Here is a 16,154-nt window from a genome sequence, read left to right as displayed (position 1 = left end):
TTGACCGGGTATCGAGATAGTGACGCAGATGAAGAGTCCCATCCTCGTTCTGACGACCGTAAATGCCCCGTACAGCAAAAAGCTGGACGCGCAGGAGCTTGTCCATTGTCTGCTGGATCCCTCTTCGGCGAAGGCGGCCTGCGGCCCGATGTCGTCGTTCTTTGGGGACGTTGATCCCGAATTGCAAATCGCATTCGCTGAGATGCACGGCATCAGCCACGATCAATTGGTTGCCGCGGCGAAAGCGTTTGCCGAGTTTTCGGGACAATCCTTGCCGCTGGCGGCATAGCAGATGAACGCTCAGTCAGATTGAAACATAGCCAAGCATCGCTCCTGCTGTATGTGTCCTACTCGAAGCGAGCGTTGCGCTGTCGGTCTTCTTCTGCTTCCTTTTGGCGCGATTCTTCGATCTGGATTCTTAACCGCGCAAGCGCTTCCGACTTTGCCTTTTGGCTGTCAGTGTTGCCGCCAACGTCAAGTTGCTCCAGAAGCCTGAAACGGCTCTCCATCTCCGTAGCCCACGATCGATAGCTATTTGGATACAACCGCTGGATGAGGATCGGGAGCAGGGCGGGGGGGTCTGGTGCGCCTTGAAGGAGTAACGGAGCAAGCGTAGTCCAGTGCAGGGGTGCGTCGTTATTGTCCTTCTTGAAGAGAGTCCCAACAGTGGCTGCTATCAAATACCGATCCTCAGGACCGGTTTCACACCAGGCGATCAAGATGGGTGGCGGCACGCCATCGAGCGGGCTTTTCCGCCGCCGTGTGAGCGTTTCGACAAAGCGAACGGCCGTCTTTGTGGACTCTTGGTCGCCCGCAAACATCTCATCGAGGGCGGCGACTGGCTGCGCGGTAAACAAGCCCTGCACCAAGTCACTGTAGCCGAGAGCATTCAGTCTATAGTCGACGGACGCTTCCTTGAGCATCCGGATGAGCCGCCGAGCAACATCCTCCCCTTCCGTACCAATAAGGCAGACTCTCGCAAGCAAGCCGAGTTCGTGATCCTCACGCTGCACTTGGCGCTTTGAGGCGCCAAGTTCGAAGGCGGCCAGCACACTGCGGCCCGCTTCAAGCGTTTCAGGCAGGGGTGCGCGCTTCTGCATTTTGTCAGAGCCGAGGCGCATCGAAACCATGTGCAGCGCTGAATCGGTGCCACCCTTGGCACAGATAGCCATGACCAGATCGCGGAATGCTGGGCCCGGAATGGGGTCGGATGCGCGGCCCCATGCGAGATGCGAATATCGTTCGATTGGCGAGAGGCCGAGCTCCAGGGAGCGATGAATTCGCGCAAGTCCCTTATCGTCAATCACGACCGACGCTTGCAGGTAGGGGAACCAAGTAATAAGGGCCGGATTCGTCGCCGCATCATCCAGCATTGCATCAACTTCGGCAGGGTTGGAGGTCTGCAAGCCGCTCAGAAACCCGCCCATGATAACCGGATTGCTGTCCGTATTGGTCGCAAGTTGTCGGACGAGCGCATCCCAGACGGTGCGGGGTTGCTCGCCTCCTTGCGCAAGCGCCGCGCCAAAGGGAAAGAGGCGGCCGCCGCCGCTGCTGAGTAGCTCGGGCAGCATCTCCTGAAAGGAGTCGGCGTCGGCAGCCATATCCCTGCCAAGCTGCTCAATCGACGCGGCCGTTCGCTTTTCGGCGGCCTCGAAATCGTAAGTATCGAGATCTTCCGCGTCATCCATCTCGTCGTAACCGAAACCGCCCCCCTTAGCCTCCAGCACGATGCCGCGCACTTTGGCAACAAGGTCTTTGGGGCGCAGGAATTCCTCGACCGCCCTGAGCTTCGCAAGGGACTCGGGCGATAGGGTTTTCGCCTCGTAGGCCCGTGTTTGACGAGCAGCGATCCAGCCGTCTCGCCAGAAGCCGTTGCCCGCAAAGGCGCGAGCCATCCTATCGAGTTCTTCGCTGAGTTGTGCGTTGGCCCATAAGCCCCGAAACCCGCTTGCAACGACCTTCTTTACCTGTTCAGCGATGGGTAAGTCGGTGGCTGCGATAGCTTCAGAGAGCTTCAGGGCGGAGCCAAACCAATCGACGATGTCTGCGTCGCTCTTAGGGTAGTAGCCGTGATCCCGCGACCGCGCGCCAAATTCAAAGAGATAGCTCGACGTAAAATGATCGGTCTGGAACACTGCCTCCAATGCTTGCGCGCCTAGGGCTTGCTGCTTTGGCTCAGATGAGCGCAGAAGCTTTTCGATGAGAGCCAAGCGCTGTTGAACGGTGGCGTGGGTGCCAGACAGATAGATATGGCAAAACGATACGATGACCCTGCCTGCCTCCTCGTCCACATTGCGATCGGCTTCGATGGCATGGAAGCGAAGCAGAAGCGCAGTGGCGCGCTCGAAAAATTCCGGCTCGAAGGCAAGTGAGCGGATCAGGCTGATGAAATGCTTGGAACGCTCCAACGTTGAATCATCCGCCTCGGCTATTGCGCACTCAAGCGCAGCGAGTACGGCCTCCGGCATCACAGGCGCGACATTGTGGAAGATGGCGTTGCCGAGATCGGAAAGATTCAAAACGTCGTACAGAAGACCTCCCGGCGCGAGCCACGCTGCCACAATGGCACGTGCTTCCTTGCTAGTGTCGAGATAACCAAGCCTCCGGGAGAAGGAGCGCAACAATCGGTAGGATTTGCCGTTGATAATCGCCGTTTCGATCCTTTGAGGCGGTATGTTTTGGAGCGCCATTGGCGCCAGCCGATTGGCGATTGCATGGGGCAATACGGCCCGCCATAAGTCGCGTTGTTGAACCAGATCCCGGCGGCGCAATTCGGCGACGCCCATATACATCTGGTCGGCCGTCTTGCCGATGAGCGCGCCCAGAATTGGCAACTCCGCGTTCTCGCCCTCCAGATCATGGCCCTGAAAAGAATAGACCAGCGAGCATGCCTGGGCGATTAGGAGCAGGGATTCATCTGGCGGGTGACGCTGTTGAATCAGCCGGACCAACAGGTTCGCATCGCTTAGCCCCGCTATCGTCTCGTCTTTCTCGACGGTACCGGCTAGTGCGATTGCGATCCGCGCGTTGCCGCCGGAAAACTCCGCGATGGTTTGGCCATCGACCTGCGACAATTGAGGGAAGCGGCGAGCAATGAGCTTTTCAATGAGGCCGTTGGAAGAGGCCTCCAGCGAGAAAACGTCGGTCCCTTCCGGTTGGTCCTCGCGAATATCGTACTCGACTGTAATCACGCTCAGCGTGCTACCGGGAACGCGGACAATCTCGGACAGCTTCCGGTGCAGGTCGGCCGGGCAGTTGTCGATCACGAGGATCATCCGCCGGTGTTCGGCCAGCAGGGTGGCCGCGAGGCCCGGCGGTTGCGGGTCGGGAGTATCGGCAACGTCCGCATAAGCGGCAAGGGCCGGATCGAGCGCATTTGCTCCAATTTTTTGGTCGAATAACGCTTCCAACAGCCGGGTCTTACCAACGCCCGACAGGCCAACTAGGCGGACGACCTGGCCGGGAGTTCGAAGAGCATTGCGAATGCGATTGATGCCGTCGATGGCTGAGAACCCGTCGCCCTCGTCCTGGGTTCCGGTTCTTATCCTTGCCGCATCGTCCGCGAGATAGTCCGGATTGTTGGCGTCGGGCGCGTGGGACCAAGGACCATAAAGATGCCATCCCGGGATGGCTTTTCCGATCTTCTTGCGAACCCACGGTATGATGCCGGGGTGATCACGGACCCACGTGGCGAGCCGCCCCCGGTCCAGAAAGTCCAAAGCAAGCTTGTCCGCATGCGGAACGCCTTGCATCGCCTCTGCCATCGCCTGGCGGCGGTCGGTCAAGGCAGAGTCCGAGGTCGAACCATCGGCGCTTACCATGACGTAGGCACCGGACTCTTGGGCCAGCGCGGCGATAGATGGCCGTATCACGCCCTTGGGTCGCATCTCCTCGATGACGGCACCCCTCGGCATGTCCGATTTCTTGACCTGGAAGCCCGTCGAAGGTCGCGGGATAAATCCGTCGATGACGGTGATGGCAGGAAGCGAGACGCGCACGTCGAGCCCACCGTCCTTTGCGTTCTGGTCACCGCCCCACGTGACAGCAGAAACTGGAAGCCCCCGGCGGCGCATTTCGGCTTCGCAAAGCATGCCGATAAGGCCGCGCACGTCCTCGTCGCTCAATTCAGCAATATGGGTGCCGGTGATTTCAAACATGCGATCAAGGAATCAATCCGCCAGAACGCGAGCATAGAAGAAATAACAACCTTCGAAGATTATTGCGCAGCAGGGATCGTCCTGTCGACGCTCATTGAAAAATTTGAGAATTCCATGCTCCTCTCATAGGAGCACTTCTCCGCAGGCAGCGGTCAATCTCGCTTGGGGAAAAACTGGAGCGGGCGAAGGGGCTCGAACCCTCGACCCCGACCTTGGCAAGGTCGTGCTCTACCACTGAGCTACACCCGCATCCTGTGTCGGTCGCGTGACGCGCCGGCAACGGCTGTCGTATGCCAAAAGCGGGAGGGGAATGCAACAGCTACGGGCGGCATCAATTCGCAATTCGGGCCCCATATGGACCCCGAAGTCGGCCAAATCGGGCGGAAACGCCCCGGAACCAGCGAATCGGCGGGCCTGGATTGAAATTCGGCCCATTCGGCCCAATTTAGGAGCCGACAACGAGCATATGACGCGGCGGCATGCTAAAGAGCCGCCATTCCAGACATGACGAGGGAATCCCGTGACGATCATCGACCAGGGTAACGGAGCGGCGGGCCCGGCTGCGGCCGACCTGATCAAGGACACCACCACCCAGACCTTCGTGAAGGACGTCATCGAGGAATCGAAGCGCCAGCCCGTGCTGATCGATTTCTGGGCGGAATGGTGCGGCCCCTGCAAGCAGCTCACCCCGGTCCTGGAGAGGGCGGTGAAGGCGGCCAAGGGCAAGGTCAAGCTGGTCAAGATGAACATCGACCACCATCCGGCGATCCCGGGCCAGATGGGCATCCAATCGATCCCGGCCGTGATCGCCTTCGTCAACGGCCAGCCGGCCGACGGCTTCATGGGCGCGGTGCCTGAGAGCCAGGTCAACGCCTTCATCGAGCGGCTGACCAAGGGCGTCACCGCGCCGGGCGAGGTCAACGTCGCCGAGATCGTGCAGGAGGCCGAGGCGGTGCTCGCCGAGGGCGACGCCGCGGCGGCGGCGCAGATCTATGCCGAGGCGCTGCAGCATGATTCCACCAACATCGCGGCGCTCGCGGGCCTTGCGAAGTGCTACGCCGTTTCCGGCGCGATGGAGCAGGCCAAGCAGACGCTGGCCATGGTGCCGGAATCCAAGCGCAACGATCCGGCCGTGAAGGCGGTGCAGACCGCGATCGATCTCGCCGAGCAGGCGAAATCGCTCGGACCGGTTGCAGAGCTGGAACAGAAAGTCGCCGCAAACCCGCTCGATCATCAGGCTAGATTCGACCTCGCCACCGCGCTCAACGCCCAGGGCAACCGCGCGGCGGCGACCCAGCAGCTGCTCGAGATCATCAAGCGCGACCGCAAATGGAACGACGACGGCGCCCGCAAGCAGCTCGTGCAGTTCTTCGAGGCCTGGGGCGGCACGGATGATGCAACCGTCGAAGGACGCAAGCGTTTGTCGACGATCCTGTTTTCGTAACCGGCGTGCTGGCAACGCCAGGGGGGACCGGGCAGATGCCGATCAACATCGAATATCGCGGGCCCGCCGACCTGCCGGAGATCGTCCCGGTCTTCCCGCTGCCGGGCGCGCTGCTGCTGCCGCGCGGCCAGATGCCGCTCAACATCTTCGAGCCGCGCTACCTCGCGATGGTCGACGATTCCTTCCGCGACGGCCATCGCCTGATCGGCATGATCCAGCCCGACATCGCGCACTCGCGGAAGGATTCCGACAAGCCGGCGCTGTTCAGCGTCGGCTGCGTCGGCCGCATCACCCAGCTCGCCGAGTCCGGCGACGGCCGCTACATCCTCGAGCTCACCGGCGTTTCGCGCTTCAAGGTGGTCGAAGAGCTCGAGGTGCTCACCCCCTATCGACAGTGCAAGGTGGACTTCTTCGCTTTCGTCGACGACTTCACCGCGCGCATGGGCGAGGAGGAGGTCGACCGCGAGGCGCTGCTGGCCGTGCTGGCGGATTTCCTGAAGGCCAACAATCTCAAGGTCGACTGGGAGGGCGTCGAGAGCGCGCCCAATGAGGCGCTCGTCAACGCGCTCGCGATGATGTCGCCCTATGGCCCCGCTGAGAAGCAGGCGATGCTGGAGGCGCCCGACCTGAAGACCCGCGCCGAGATCCTGATCGCCGTCACCGAAATGGACCTCGCCAAGAAGCGCACCAGCGGCGATCCGCCGCTGCAGTGATCGTCGCGCCCTATGCGGCAAACTCGTCGGCCTCGGCCTTTCGGTCCGCAAGCCGTGCGATCATCGAGGCCCGCATCGGCGGGCTGAGGTAGAAGCCCTGCGCCTCGACGCAGCCCTCCCGGCGCAGAATGTCCAGCTGTTCGGCGGTTTCGACACCTTCGGCGGTGGACGTCTTGCCGAGACTCGTGGCGAACTGGACCACGGCCCGCGCGATCCGATGGGGCTCCTGCATCGGACTGGACAGCTCGCTGACGAAGCTGCGATCGATCTTGATCTTGTCGAATGGAAACTTCTGCAGAAAGCTGAGCGACGAATAGCCGGTGCCGAAATCGTCGAGGGCAATTCGCACACCGAGCTCGCGCAGCTGGCGCAGGGCTGCGAACACGGTCCCGCTGTCATGCATGATGACGGTTTCGGTGACCTCGAGCTCGAGCCGGTCTGAAGCAATCCCCGAAGCGGCCAATGCCCCAACGATCGTCGACACCAGCTCCCTGCTCCTGAATTGCGCGGGAGACAGGTTGATCGCGATCTTCAGGTCGGACCGCCACTTGGCCGCTTCGGCGCAGGCGGTCCTCAAGACCCATTCGCCGAGCGGCAGGATCAAGCCGGTTTCCTCGGCGACGGGAATGAACTCGCCGGGCGAGACCAGGCCCCGCTCGGGATGATGCCAACGCAGCAACGCCTCGAAGCCACAGGTCTCGCCGCTCTTCAAATTGACGAAGGGTTGGTAGTGGAGTTCGAATTCGCCCCTCGCAAGCGCCTTCCGCAGGTCCTGTTCCAGGTTGCGGCGCGCGCGCAGCAGCTGGTCGAGCTCGGGCTCGAAGAAGCGGAATGCACCACGTCCACCGCTCTTCGCCGCGTAGAGGGCAAGATCTGCGCTCCTGAGGATGGTGTCGGAATCGGCGCCGTCCTGAGGCGCAAGGGCGATCCCGATGCTGGTGCCGACGATGACCTGATGATCGCCGAGATCGAACGGCTCGCTGAGCGCGCCATGGATCGCCTCGGCGAGAGAGGCCGCGTCCACAGCCGGATTGGTCACGTAATCGACGATTGCGAACTCGTCGCCGCCCAGCCGGGCGACGAACGTCGTCTCCCTGATGCAACCCAGCAGGCGCGCAGCGACCGAGCGCAGCAGCAGGTCGCCCGCCGGATGTCCGAGCGTGTCGTTGATCTCCTTGAAGCGGTCGAGGTCGAGCAGGAGAACCGCCAAATGGAGGTTTCCTCCACGCGTATCGGCAAGAGCGGGCTCCAGGCGCGCCTTGAGCAGCACGCGGTTCGGCAGCTCGGTCAGCGCGTCGTGTTGCGCCATGTAGGTGATCTTCGCTTCGGACCGGCGTTGCTCGGTGACATCCAGGTGCGTGGCCACCCAGCCGCCGCCGGCCATCGGCTGCCGCGTCACGCAGATCAGCCGGCCATCGGCGAACGCGTCGATGCGGCTCGAGACGGCATGGATCGGCAGCGCATCGAGCTTGGCGATCTGCCGTTCGGCGGCGAAATCGCTGGCCTCGCCTTCGAGTATGCCGCTCGTGACGCGATGTCGGATGATGTCGCGGTGCGGAGTTCCCGCACGCAGCAATTCCGGCGGCAGCCGGTACAACCGGGCGTAACGCTCGTTGCAGATGACGAGCCGCTTCTCGGCGTCGAACATGCACAGGCCCTCGACCATGTGGTTGATGGCCGTGTCCAGCCTCAGCTTCTGTTCCCTAAGCTCGTTCTGCGACCCTTCGAGCTGCTGCCGGGCGATGGAGAGCTGACTGATGATCTCCTCGAACCTGGCGGTTCTGGTCGCCAGACGACGATCGGCCAGCACGCCGATCAGGCTCATCCCCAGCACGGACAACGCAACGCCGGCGATGGCGAGCGCGAGGACGGCCGGAGACAGCGCAAGCGTACCGGTCGCGAGCGCCGGATCCGGTGCGATCTGCACGGCTCCCATGGCCGTGAAGTGATGCGACACGATGGCGAGCGTCAGCAGGGTGGCGGCTGCCAGCATGCCGCGATAACCCTGACGGGTGAGCGCTGCCGCCAACGCAGCGTAGCCGAAACACATGCCCAGAACGATGGAGAGGAGCACGAGGTCCACGGACCAGGAGACTCGGCCCGGCACTTCGAGCGCCCACATTCCGAGATAGTGCATGCTGGCAATGCCGCCGCCGATGATGATGCCGCCAGCCGCCGCGCGCCAGCGGCCGGACGCGACGACCGCGACGCCGAAGCCGACCGAGGTCAGCAGCATTGCCGCCGCGAGAGAGGACGCCGTCAACACGATGCCGTAACCCGTGGTGACCCCGGGCTCGTAGGCGAGCATCGCGACGAAATGCGTCGCCCAGATGCCGTATCCGATGGCCGCGCCGGCAATGGCGATCCAGATCCATCGGGTTCTCGCGGCTGTCGCGATCGCGCGGTGAAAGATGCTGACCGCGACGATGCTGGCAACGAAGCAAACCAGGACAGCGAGGACGACGAGCCGCCAATCGTGCTCGGCCGTAAGGCAGGAGAAAACGCGGAACATCCAGTCTCGCCTCATCGTCGATATTCTCGATGCGGACCGACTAATCGCCCTTCGCGTTCATTTTGTGCCGCGCCTGATCGCATGCTTAGCGGCATGCCAACGCCGTCCGTAAAATTTGATCTGTCGGGCTAACGCGCCGCGTTGGTCGCATCGGAAACCGGATTTGCGCCGCCGCTGCGGCCTTCCGCATTGCAGGTGGAAGCGAAGCTAGTACCCGGCAACCGACATCACGACGACTGCACTGAGCGCCATCCAGCCGAAATGCCGGCCGCGTGTCGCCCACGCGTTGGCGAGCGCGGAGCAGCCGAACACGCAGGCCATGGTGGCGACGATCCAGTGGCGAGCCGGCTCCGATTGCAGCGACGGCGCCGCAATCAGCAGCACGCCACCGCCGATCCAGGCCACGGTCGAGGCCTGCCAGACCAGCCGGATCAAGGTGCGAAGCCGTTCCGGCTCGATGCGCGCGCGGGAGAAAACCTTGGCCTCGCCGAGGTAGCCGTGAACGAGGGCAACGGCGATCGTCACGGCGCCGGCGCACTGGAGCAGCAGGTCACGCATCGACACCTCCATACATCTATGTATGGTCCGATAACGTCTGGCCACGCGCCTGTCAATACACTAGTGTATGGTGCACCTCCGGGAAACGACATGAACCAGCAGCTCTCCGCCGACGACTGGACTGGCCAGGGCCTCAAGGCCCTCGCCAAAAGCGGCTTCACGGCTTTGAAGGCCGATCCGCTCGCCAAGATCATGGGCGTGTCGCGCGGCAGCTTCTATTGGCATTTCGCCGATCTGGCCGCGTTTCACGCCGCAGTGCTGAAGCGCTGGCGCGAGATCGCGGCCGAGCGGATCATCGCCGACGTCGAAGCCGCCGGCGACGAGCCGCTCGAGATGCTGCTGCGGAGATCGTTCGGCGCGCGGCTCGACCTCGAGCGCGCCGTGCGCAATTGGGCGGCGTTCGATGCGAGCGCGCAAGCGGCGGTGCGTGCAATCGACCGCCGCAGGCTCGACTATATCGAGGAGCTGCTGCAAAAGCGTGGGCTCGCCCCGGCAACGGCGCAGGCCCGCGCGCAGATCCTGTACTGGACATTTCTCGGCTTCGCGCTGTCAGGCCCGTCAATCACGGCGGCGCGGCTGCGGACCATGCTCGACGAGCTCCTGGCGATGGTCTCCGCCTGAAGCATGATCCTTGGAAAGTTGCGAACCGGTTTCCGGATCGTGCTCCAGGCCGTGCTGGCGGGCGCGGATTTCTATGCTAAAGGCAAGCGAGTGCCGGAGACTTCCATGAACGCGCCCACCGAACGTCCCGAAGCCAGCGTCGATCCAAAATTGCTGGAGATCCTAGTCTGCCCGCTGACCAAGGGTCCGCTGGAATTCGATTCCGAGCGGCAGGAGCTGATCTCGCGCAGCGCCAAGCTCGCCTATCCCATCCGCGACGGCATCCCGATCATGCTGCCGGAAGAGGCGCGCAAGATCGATTGAGGACGGCCGTATTGCACGACGGCCATGCAACACTCTCGTTGTCGTCCCGAGGCGCGAAGCGAGCCCGGGACCCGTAACCACAGGGAGTGGTTATGACGCGAGCTGGTAACTCCGGGTGTTCGCCAAACGACATCCTGTGGCTATGGATTCCGGGCTCGCGCTACGCGCGCCCCGGGACGACAGGAGAGGTTGCCCCCTTACAACGCCTCACCCTTCAACAGCCGCGGCACCTCGCCGGTGAGGCCTGCGGCCTGGCGGATGAAGAGGTTCTTCAGCGGCGGGGCGCGATCGACGAGGCCGAGGCCGATGTCGCGCACCGTGCGCAGCAGCGTCGACTGGTTGGAGAACAGGAAGTTCAGCGAGTTGGTGGCAACGCCCATCGCCATGGTGTCGAAGCGGCGCCAGCGCTGGTAGCGTTCGAGCACGTCCGCCCCGCCGATATCCAGGCCGAGCCGCGCCGCATCGACGACCACTTCCGCCAGCGCAGCGACGTCCTTCACGCCCATGTTGAGCCCCTGGCCCGCGATGGGGTGGATGACATGGGCGGCGTCGCCGACCAGCGCGAGGCGCTCGGCGATGAAGGACCGCGCGACGAAATAAGACAGCGGAAACGCCCGCGGCTTGTCGAGCACCTTGACCTCGCCGAGATGCAGGCCGAAGCGCTGCTCGAGCTCGGCGTGGAATTCCTCGTCACTGAGGGCGATGATGCGCGCGGCCTCCGTGCGGCGCTCGGTCCACACCAGCGAGGAGCGTTTGCCGGTGAGCGGCAGGATCGCGAACGGGCCGGCCGGCAGAAAGTGTTCCTCGGCGCGGCCCTCATGATCGCGCTCATGGCCGACGGTGACGACGATGCCGGACTGGTCGTACTCCCAGCCATGGGTGACGATGCCCGCGCGCTCGCGTAATTTCGACCGCGCGCCATCGGCGGCGACCAAGAGGCTAGCGGCGATCACGCTGCCGTCGCCGAGCGTCACGTCGATGCCGTCCGAGCGCGCATCGTAGGACGCGACCGGGGTGGTGCGGAGATCGATGCCCTCGGCCTCGGCGCGCAGCACCAGCGCATCGATCAGGCGGCGGTTCTCGATCATATGCGCAAAGGGCTCGCCCGGCGCGACGTCGCCGGCAAAGTTCAGGAACACCGGGCGGGTGGCGTCCTCCAGCTTGGAATCGGTGACGACCATGTCGAGGATCGGCTGGGCCTCGCCGCGCACGTCGTCCCAGGCGCCGATCGTCTCGAACAGGCGGCGGCAGGCGGCGACGATCGCGGTGGCGCGGGGGTCGCGGCTCGGCCGCGTGCCGAGCGCGGGATCGGCGACGACGATCGGGATTTCGGGCCCGAGCCCCTGGCGCAGCGCCAAGGCCAGCGCAAGCCCCGCGAACGCGCCGCCACCGATGACAATGCTACCCTGTACCGACATACCAAAGCTTCCCGGTCAATTCTCGGTCTTGCTAGCAGACTTGAGCTGGGCGAAACAGTGCGGTGAAACGAGGGCGGTGAGCTCTTCGTTCCGTCATTCCGGGGCGCGCAACACGCGAACCCGGAGTTTCGAGGTTATCAGCTCGAGATTCCGGGTTCATCGCTGAGGTGCGATGCCCCGGAATGACGAGACAACTGAAAGCACCATCATGTCCAAAGGCCTGATCGATCTGATCGCGATCCTCGACCTCGAGCAGCTCGAGGTGAACCTGTTCCGCGGCAACAGCCCGAAGACGAGCTGGCAGCGGGTGTTCGGCGGCCAGGTGATCGGGCAGGCGATGGTCGCGGCCTGCCGCACCGTCGAGGGCCGGCTGCCGCATTCGCTGCATTGCTATTTCATCCTGCCGGGCGATCCGCAGATCCCGATCATCTACCAGGTCGAGCGCCTGCGCGACGGCAAGAGCTACTCGACCCGCCGCGTCACCGCGATCCAGCACGGCAACGCGATCTTCTCGATCATGGTGTCGTTCCACGCCGAGGAGGAGACCGCGTTCGACCATCAGGACAAGATGCCGGACGTGCCGCCGCCGGAAAAGCTCACGGCGGAGGAGGTGGCGAAGCAGCCGATGTTCAAGGAGATGCCGGACTTCATCCGCCGCTATTACGAATCCGATCGGCCGATCGAGCTGCGCCCGGTCGAGCTCGGCCGTTACTTCGGCCAGAAGATCGACGACGGCCGCATCCACGTCTGGATCAAGACCGCCGCCAAGCTACCCGACGATCCGGCGCTGCACATGTGCGCGCTCGCTTACGCCTCGGACTTCTCACTGCTCGACGCGATCATGGCGCGCTATGGCCGCACGCTGTTCGACAAGCGCATGATGCCGGCGAGCCTCGACCACGCGATGTGGTTTCATCGCCCATTCCGCGCCGATGAATGGCTGCTCTACGCGCAGGATTCGCCAAGCGCGCAATCGGGCCGGGGTCTGACCCGCGGCTCGATCTTCAAACCGGACGGCACGCTGGTCGCCTCCGTCACGCAGGAAGGCTCGGTGCGCGAGCGGAAGGCCTGATCGCTTCGAGCGCGACGAGCAGCGCCTGAGGCCGTTCAGATCATGCCCCGCGCGAGCCGCGCGGCGCGAGCTCGGTCTGCGAGGCGAACCAGTTCATGATCCAGCGGTACACCCACGGGATCGGAATGATCAAGGCGCACAGGATGGCGGCCACGATGCCGCGCCAGAGAATGTCGAGACCCGAGCCCTTGAAGACGATCTCGCGCCGCGTGCCCTCGATGTTGCGGCAGACCCAGCGCATCTGGGCCGCGGCCACCCAGGCCCAGCCGATGATGGTGATGATGGAGATCGCGAACAGCAGATTCCAGCCGATATAGGCCCAGACCGAACCGGTGAAGCTGAGGCCCAGCGGCTGCCCGTTGGAGGCGAGGTTCGCGACCATCCATTTGATCAGGAGCCAGTAGAGCACGATCTGCACGATGAACAGCAGATTGCTCAGGATCTCGCTGCCGACGAAGCCGAGCGCGATGGCGAGAACGATGAAGCCGAAATACCACGGCACCAACGTCATCGCATTGCCGGTGAAGCTGAGGTTCGGGCGTCCGGGGACATTCACGCAGGAGACGATCCATCTGGTGTACCAGACGAAGGCCCAGGGCGCCGGGATGACGAAGATCATGCCGATCAGCAGGACGATCGTGCGCCATGTGAATTCGAGGATGCCGAAATCGACCGAGAGCGATCCGCCGCTGGCGTAGCCCGCAGCGCCGCCATAGCCACTTCCGCTCATCATCGGCGGGCCGCCCCCCGGGACCATCGGTGGCGCACCGCCGCCGATCAGGCCGGGAATTTCGGCGGCCTTCTGCCAGCCGGCCATGCCCTCGGTCCAGACCAAGGTGTCGGGACGCACGACGCCCTGTGCAACGAGGTCGCGGAATTGCCCCTCCGGAAAGGGGCCCTGCTGCTTACCCTCGGATGCGTAGAACCAACTCGCCATGGAACGTCCCCCTCGAACTTACGTATGTGCCGGCCGGGACGCTTCGGTTCACGCCTGGGTTCACCGCATCCATGCCAAAAATGCATTGTGAATGATGAACGGCTGCCCTGTACAGAGGCGGCCGTTCACATGACCTCCCTTGGCCAAACGTTTTTCCGCTTCAATCTGCAACTTTTTTGTGCCATTTGCCCGGAAAGATGCCAGATTGACGCAGCGCCGGGGACATACGGCGCGGCGCATCCCAGCGAATAGGCCTGACCATGAAACTCGTTGTCGCGATCATCAAACCGTTCAAGCTCGATGAGGTCCGCCAGGCCCTGACGGCGATCGGCGTGCACGGCATGACCGTGACCGAGGTGAAGGGTTATGGCCGGCAGAAGGGCCACACCGAGATCTATCGCGGCGCCGAATATGTCGTGAACTTCCTGCCGAAGCTGCGCATCGAGATCGCGGTCGCATCCGACGTCGCCGACAAGGCGGTCGCCGTGATCACCGCGACGGCGCGCACCGGCCAGATCGGCGACGGCAAGATCTTCGTCACGCCGATCGACCACGCGCTGCGCATCCGCACCGGCGAGACCGACAGCGACGCGCTCTGACTTTTGTTTCGACGCGTTTTCGTCACGCGAACCGGTATCCACTTCGCTCGAAAACGCTTTGACACGACTGCTTCGATCGCACCGGGCAACGACGCCACGATGTGCGACGCAAATTGATGCCGGGGGGGAACGATATGGCGGGATTGTCGCGCCGCGCAGCTGTCATGGCTGCGCCAATCGGATTTGTGTCCGCCATGGCTGCGCCGGCGCACGCGGCGGCTAACGAGATCAACAGCGCCGACACGGCCTGGATGATCGTCGCGACGGCGCTGGTGCTGATGATGACGATCCCGGGGCTCGCGCTGTTCTATTCCGGCATGGTGCGCAAGAAGAACGTGCTCGCCACCATGGCGCAGAGCCTGGCCGCGGTGATGCTGATCTCCATTCTCTGGGTTGCGTTCGGCTATTCGCTGTGCTTCGTCGGCGACGGCCCGTGGATCGGCACGCTCGATCGCTGGTTCCTCGCCGGCATGACCATGGATAGCGTCAACCCCGCGGCGAAGACGATCCCGGAATCGCTGTTCATGCTGTACCAGATGACGTTTGCCATCATCACGGTGGCGCTGGTCGCGGGCTCGGTCGCCGACCGCATGCGCTTCTCGGCCTATCTGTTGTTCTCGGTCGCCTGGTTCATCTTCGTCTACATTCCGCTGGCGCATTGGGTGTGGGGCGGCGGCTTCCTCGCCCGCATGGGCGTGCTCGACTTCGCCGGCGGTCTCGTCGTGCATCTGTCGGCCGGCACTGGCGGCCTCGTTGCAGCCAAGGTGATGGGACGCCGTCACGGCTACGGCACCGAGAATCTTTCGCCGTTCGATCTGTCGCTCGCGGTGATGGGCACCGGCCTGTTGTGGGTCGGCTGGTTCGGCTTCAACGGCGGCTCGGCGCTCGGAGCGAATTCACGCGCGGTGATGGCGATCATCGCGACCCATCTTGCCGCCTGCGCCGGCGCGCTGACCTGGGGCGCGATCGAATGGTCGACGCGGCGCAAACCCTCGGTGCTCGGCATGATCTCCGGCGCGGTCGCAGGTCTCGGCACCATCACCCCGGCCTCGGGCTTCGTCGCGCCCTGGCACGGCATCGTCATCGGCATCATCGCCGGTGCGGTCTGCTATTGGGCCTGTACCTGGCTGAAGCACCGCTTCGACTACGACGATTCGCTCGATGTCTTCGGCGTCCACGGCATCGGCGGCCTGACCGGCACCCTGCTCGGCGGCGTGTTCGCGACCAGCGCCATCGGCGGCACCGCCGGCCTGCTGGAGGGCCATCCGCAGCAGCTCCTGATCCAGTTCTACGGGGTCGCCGTCACCTTCGTCTGGTCTGCGGGCGTCAGCTTCATCCTGCTCAAGCTGGTCGGCCTGTTCGTGCCCTTGCGCGTATCCCGCGAGCACGAGCTCGAAGGACTCGATATCTCGCAGCACGGTGAAGCGCTTCAGTAGGCGATCGGGCGTCCGAGCTTTGATTCCGGGCTTGCACAACACATAAGTAAATGCTTATGTGTCGTCATGATCGAAGCTGACATCTTCAAGGCGCTCGCTGACCCCACACGCCGCAAGGTCTTCGAGAAGCTCGCTGGCGGAAGCCTGAATGCCAGCGCGTTGCGCGATGGGTTGGAGATCAGCCAGCCGGCGATGTCCCAGCATCTTTCGGTGCTGCGCGCGGCCGGCCTTGTGCGCGAGCAGCGGCAGGGGCGCTTTGTCAATTACGAAGTCGACCCGGACGGAATTGTCGCCATCGGGGCATGGCTCGCGCGCTACCGCGCCTATTGGCCGAAGCGCATGGAGGCACTCGCCGATCTCTTGAAGGACATGGACCAATAAGGA

14 protein-coding genes and 1 tRNA gene are annotated in these 16,154 nt (G+C 63.6%); 9 read left to right on the top strand and 6 right to left on the bottom strand.

From position 1 onward, the window contains the following. Window positions 1-28 precede the first annotated feature (28 nt). Window positions 29-289, top strand: coding sequence for a hypothetical protein (locus AC24YW_RS23360; protein ID WP_487484893.1), 261 nt, complete (start codon window positions 29-31; stop codon window positions 287-289). Window positions 290-347: 58 nt separating this feature from the next. On the opposite strand, the gene AC24YW_RS23355 is transcribed toward AC24YW_RS23360, so the two are convergent. Next, on the bottom strand, window positions 348-4,157 hold the full coding sequence (locus AC24YW_RS23355; RefSeq protein ID WP_487484892.1) for a hypothetical protein: 3,810 nt from the start codon (window positions 4,155-4,157) through the stop codon (window positions 348-350). A 174-nt stretch (window positions 4,158-4,331) separates the two neighbouring features. Then, a tRNA-Gly gene (locus AC24YW_RS23350) sits at window positions 4,332-4,406 on the bottom strand. Window positions 4,407-4,677: 271 nt separating this feature from the next. On the opposite strand from AC24YW_RS23350, the gene trxA reads away from it, so the two are divergent. Together trxA and AC24YW_RS23340 are read left to right on the top strand one after the other, a co-directional pair. Next, the gene (trxA, locus tag AC24YW_RS23345) at window positions 4,678-5,601 is read left to right on the top strand and encodes a thioredoxin (RefSeq protein ID WP_487484891.1); all 924 of its coding nucleotides are present in this window, start codon (window positions 4,678-4,680) and stop codon (window positions 5,599-5,601) included. A 35-nt stretch (window positions 5,602-5,636) separates the two neighbouring features. Next, a complete protein-coding gene (locus AC24YW_RS23340) occupies window positions 5,637-6,314 on the top strand; it encodes an LON peptidase substrate-binding domain-containing protein (RefSeq protein ID WP_487484890.1) in 678 nt (225 codons plus the stop codon). A 10-nt stretch (window positions 6,315-6,324) separates the two neighbouring features. On the opposite strand, the gene AC24YW_RS23335 is transcribed toward AC24YW_RS23340, so the two are convergent. Then, window positions 6,325-8,826 carry an EAL domain-containing protein gene (locus AC24YW_RS23335; RefSeq protein ID WP_487484889.1) on the bottom strand — a complete coding sequence of 834 codons (2,502 nt, stop codon included), beginning with the start codon at window positions 8,824-8,826 and terminating at the stop codon, window positions 6,325-6,327. 207 nt (window positions 8,827-9,033) lie between these two features. Next, window positions 9,034-9,384, bottom strand: coding sequence for a hypothetical protein (locus tag AC24YW_RS23330; protein ID WP_487484888.1), 351 nt, complete (start codon window positions 9,382-9,384; stop codon window positions 9,034-9,036). Between the two features lie 90 nt (window positions 9,385-9,474). Here AC24YW_RS23330 and AC24YW_RS23325 point away from each other — a divergent pair, with 90 nt between their 5' ends. Continuing rightward, the gene (locus AC24YW_RS23325; RefSeq protein WP_487484887.1) at window positions 9,475-10,005 is read left to right on the top strand and encodes a TetR/AcrR family transcriptional regulator; all 531 of its coding nucleotides are present in this window, start codon (window positions 9,475-9,477) and stop codon (window positions 10,003-10,005) included. Window positions 10,006-10,110: 105 nt separating this feature from the next. After that, the gene (locus AC24YW_RS23320) at window positions 10,111-10,308 is read left to right on the top strand and encodes a Trm112 family protein (protein ID WP_225135539.1); all 198 of its coding nucleotides are present in this window, start codon (window positions 10,111-10,113) and stop codon (window positions 10,306-10,308) included. 197 nt (window positions 10,309-10,505) lie between these two features. On the opposite strand, the gene AC24YW_RS23315 is transcribed toward AC24YW_RS23320, so the two are convergent. Further along, window positions 10,506-11,726, bottom strand: a complete 1,221-nt coding sequence (locus tag AC24YW_RS23315) for a ubiquinone biosynthesis hydroxylase (protein WP_487484886.1) — start codon at window positions 11,724-11,726, stop codon at window positions 10,506-10,508. A gap of 208 nt (window positions 11,727-11,934) precedes the next feature. Here AC24YW_RS23315 and tesB point away from each other — a divergent pair, with 208 nt between their 5' ends. Further along, the gene (tesB, locus tag AC24YW_RS23310; protein ID WP_487484885.1) at window positions 11,935-12,798 is read left to right on the top strand and encodes an acyl-CoA thioesterase II; all 864 of its coding nucleotides are present in this window, start codon (window positions 11,935-11,937) and stop codon (window positions 12,796-12,798) included. A gap of 40 nt (window positions 12,799-12,838) precedes the next feature. Here tesB and AC24YW_RS23305 read toward each other — a convergent pair whose 3' ends face one another. Next, entirely contained in the window at window positions 12,839-13,735 is an 897-nt protein-coding gene (locus AC24YW_RS23305; RefSeq protein ID WP_487484884.1) for a DUF4339 domain-containing protein, read from the bottom strand. A 260-nt stretch (window positions 13,736-13,995) separates the two neighbouring features. On the opposite strand from AC24YW_RS23305, the gene AC24YW_RS23300 reads away from it, so the two are divergent. The 3 genes from AC24YW_RS23300 (at window position 13,996) to AC24YW_RS23290 (ending at window position 16,151) form a co-directional block, all read left to right on the top strand. Next, window positions 13,996-14,334 carry a P-II family nitrogen regulator gene (locus AC24YW_RS23300; protein WP_008142802.1) on the top strand — a complete coding sequence of 113 codons (339 nt, stop codon included), beginning with the start codon at window positions 13,996-13,998 and terminating at the stop codon, window positions 14,332-14,334. 134 nt (window positions 14,335-14,468) lie between these two features. Then, window positions 14,469-15,770 carry an ammonium transporter gene (locus AC24YW_RS23295; protein ID WP_487484883.1) on the top strand — a complete coding sequence of 434 codons (1,302 nt, stop codon included), beginning with the start codon at window positions 14,469-14,471 and terminating at the stop codon, window positions 15,768-15,770. 66 nt (window positions 15,771-15,836) lie between these two features. Then, window positions 15,837-16,151: an ArsR/SmtB family transcription factor gene (locus tag AC24YW_RS23290; protein WP_018646000.1), complete on the top strand. Its 315-nt coding sequence runs from the start codon at window positions 15,837-15,839 to the stop codon at window positions 16,149-16,151. Window positions 16,152-16,154: the final 3 nt, after the last annotated feature.

This window comes from Bradyrhizobium sp. USDA3516 (assembly GCF_057651995.1).
This window is presented reverse-complemented; position numbering and strand designations above follow the sequence as displayed.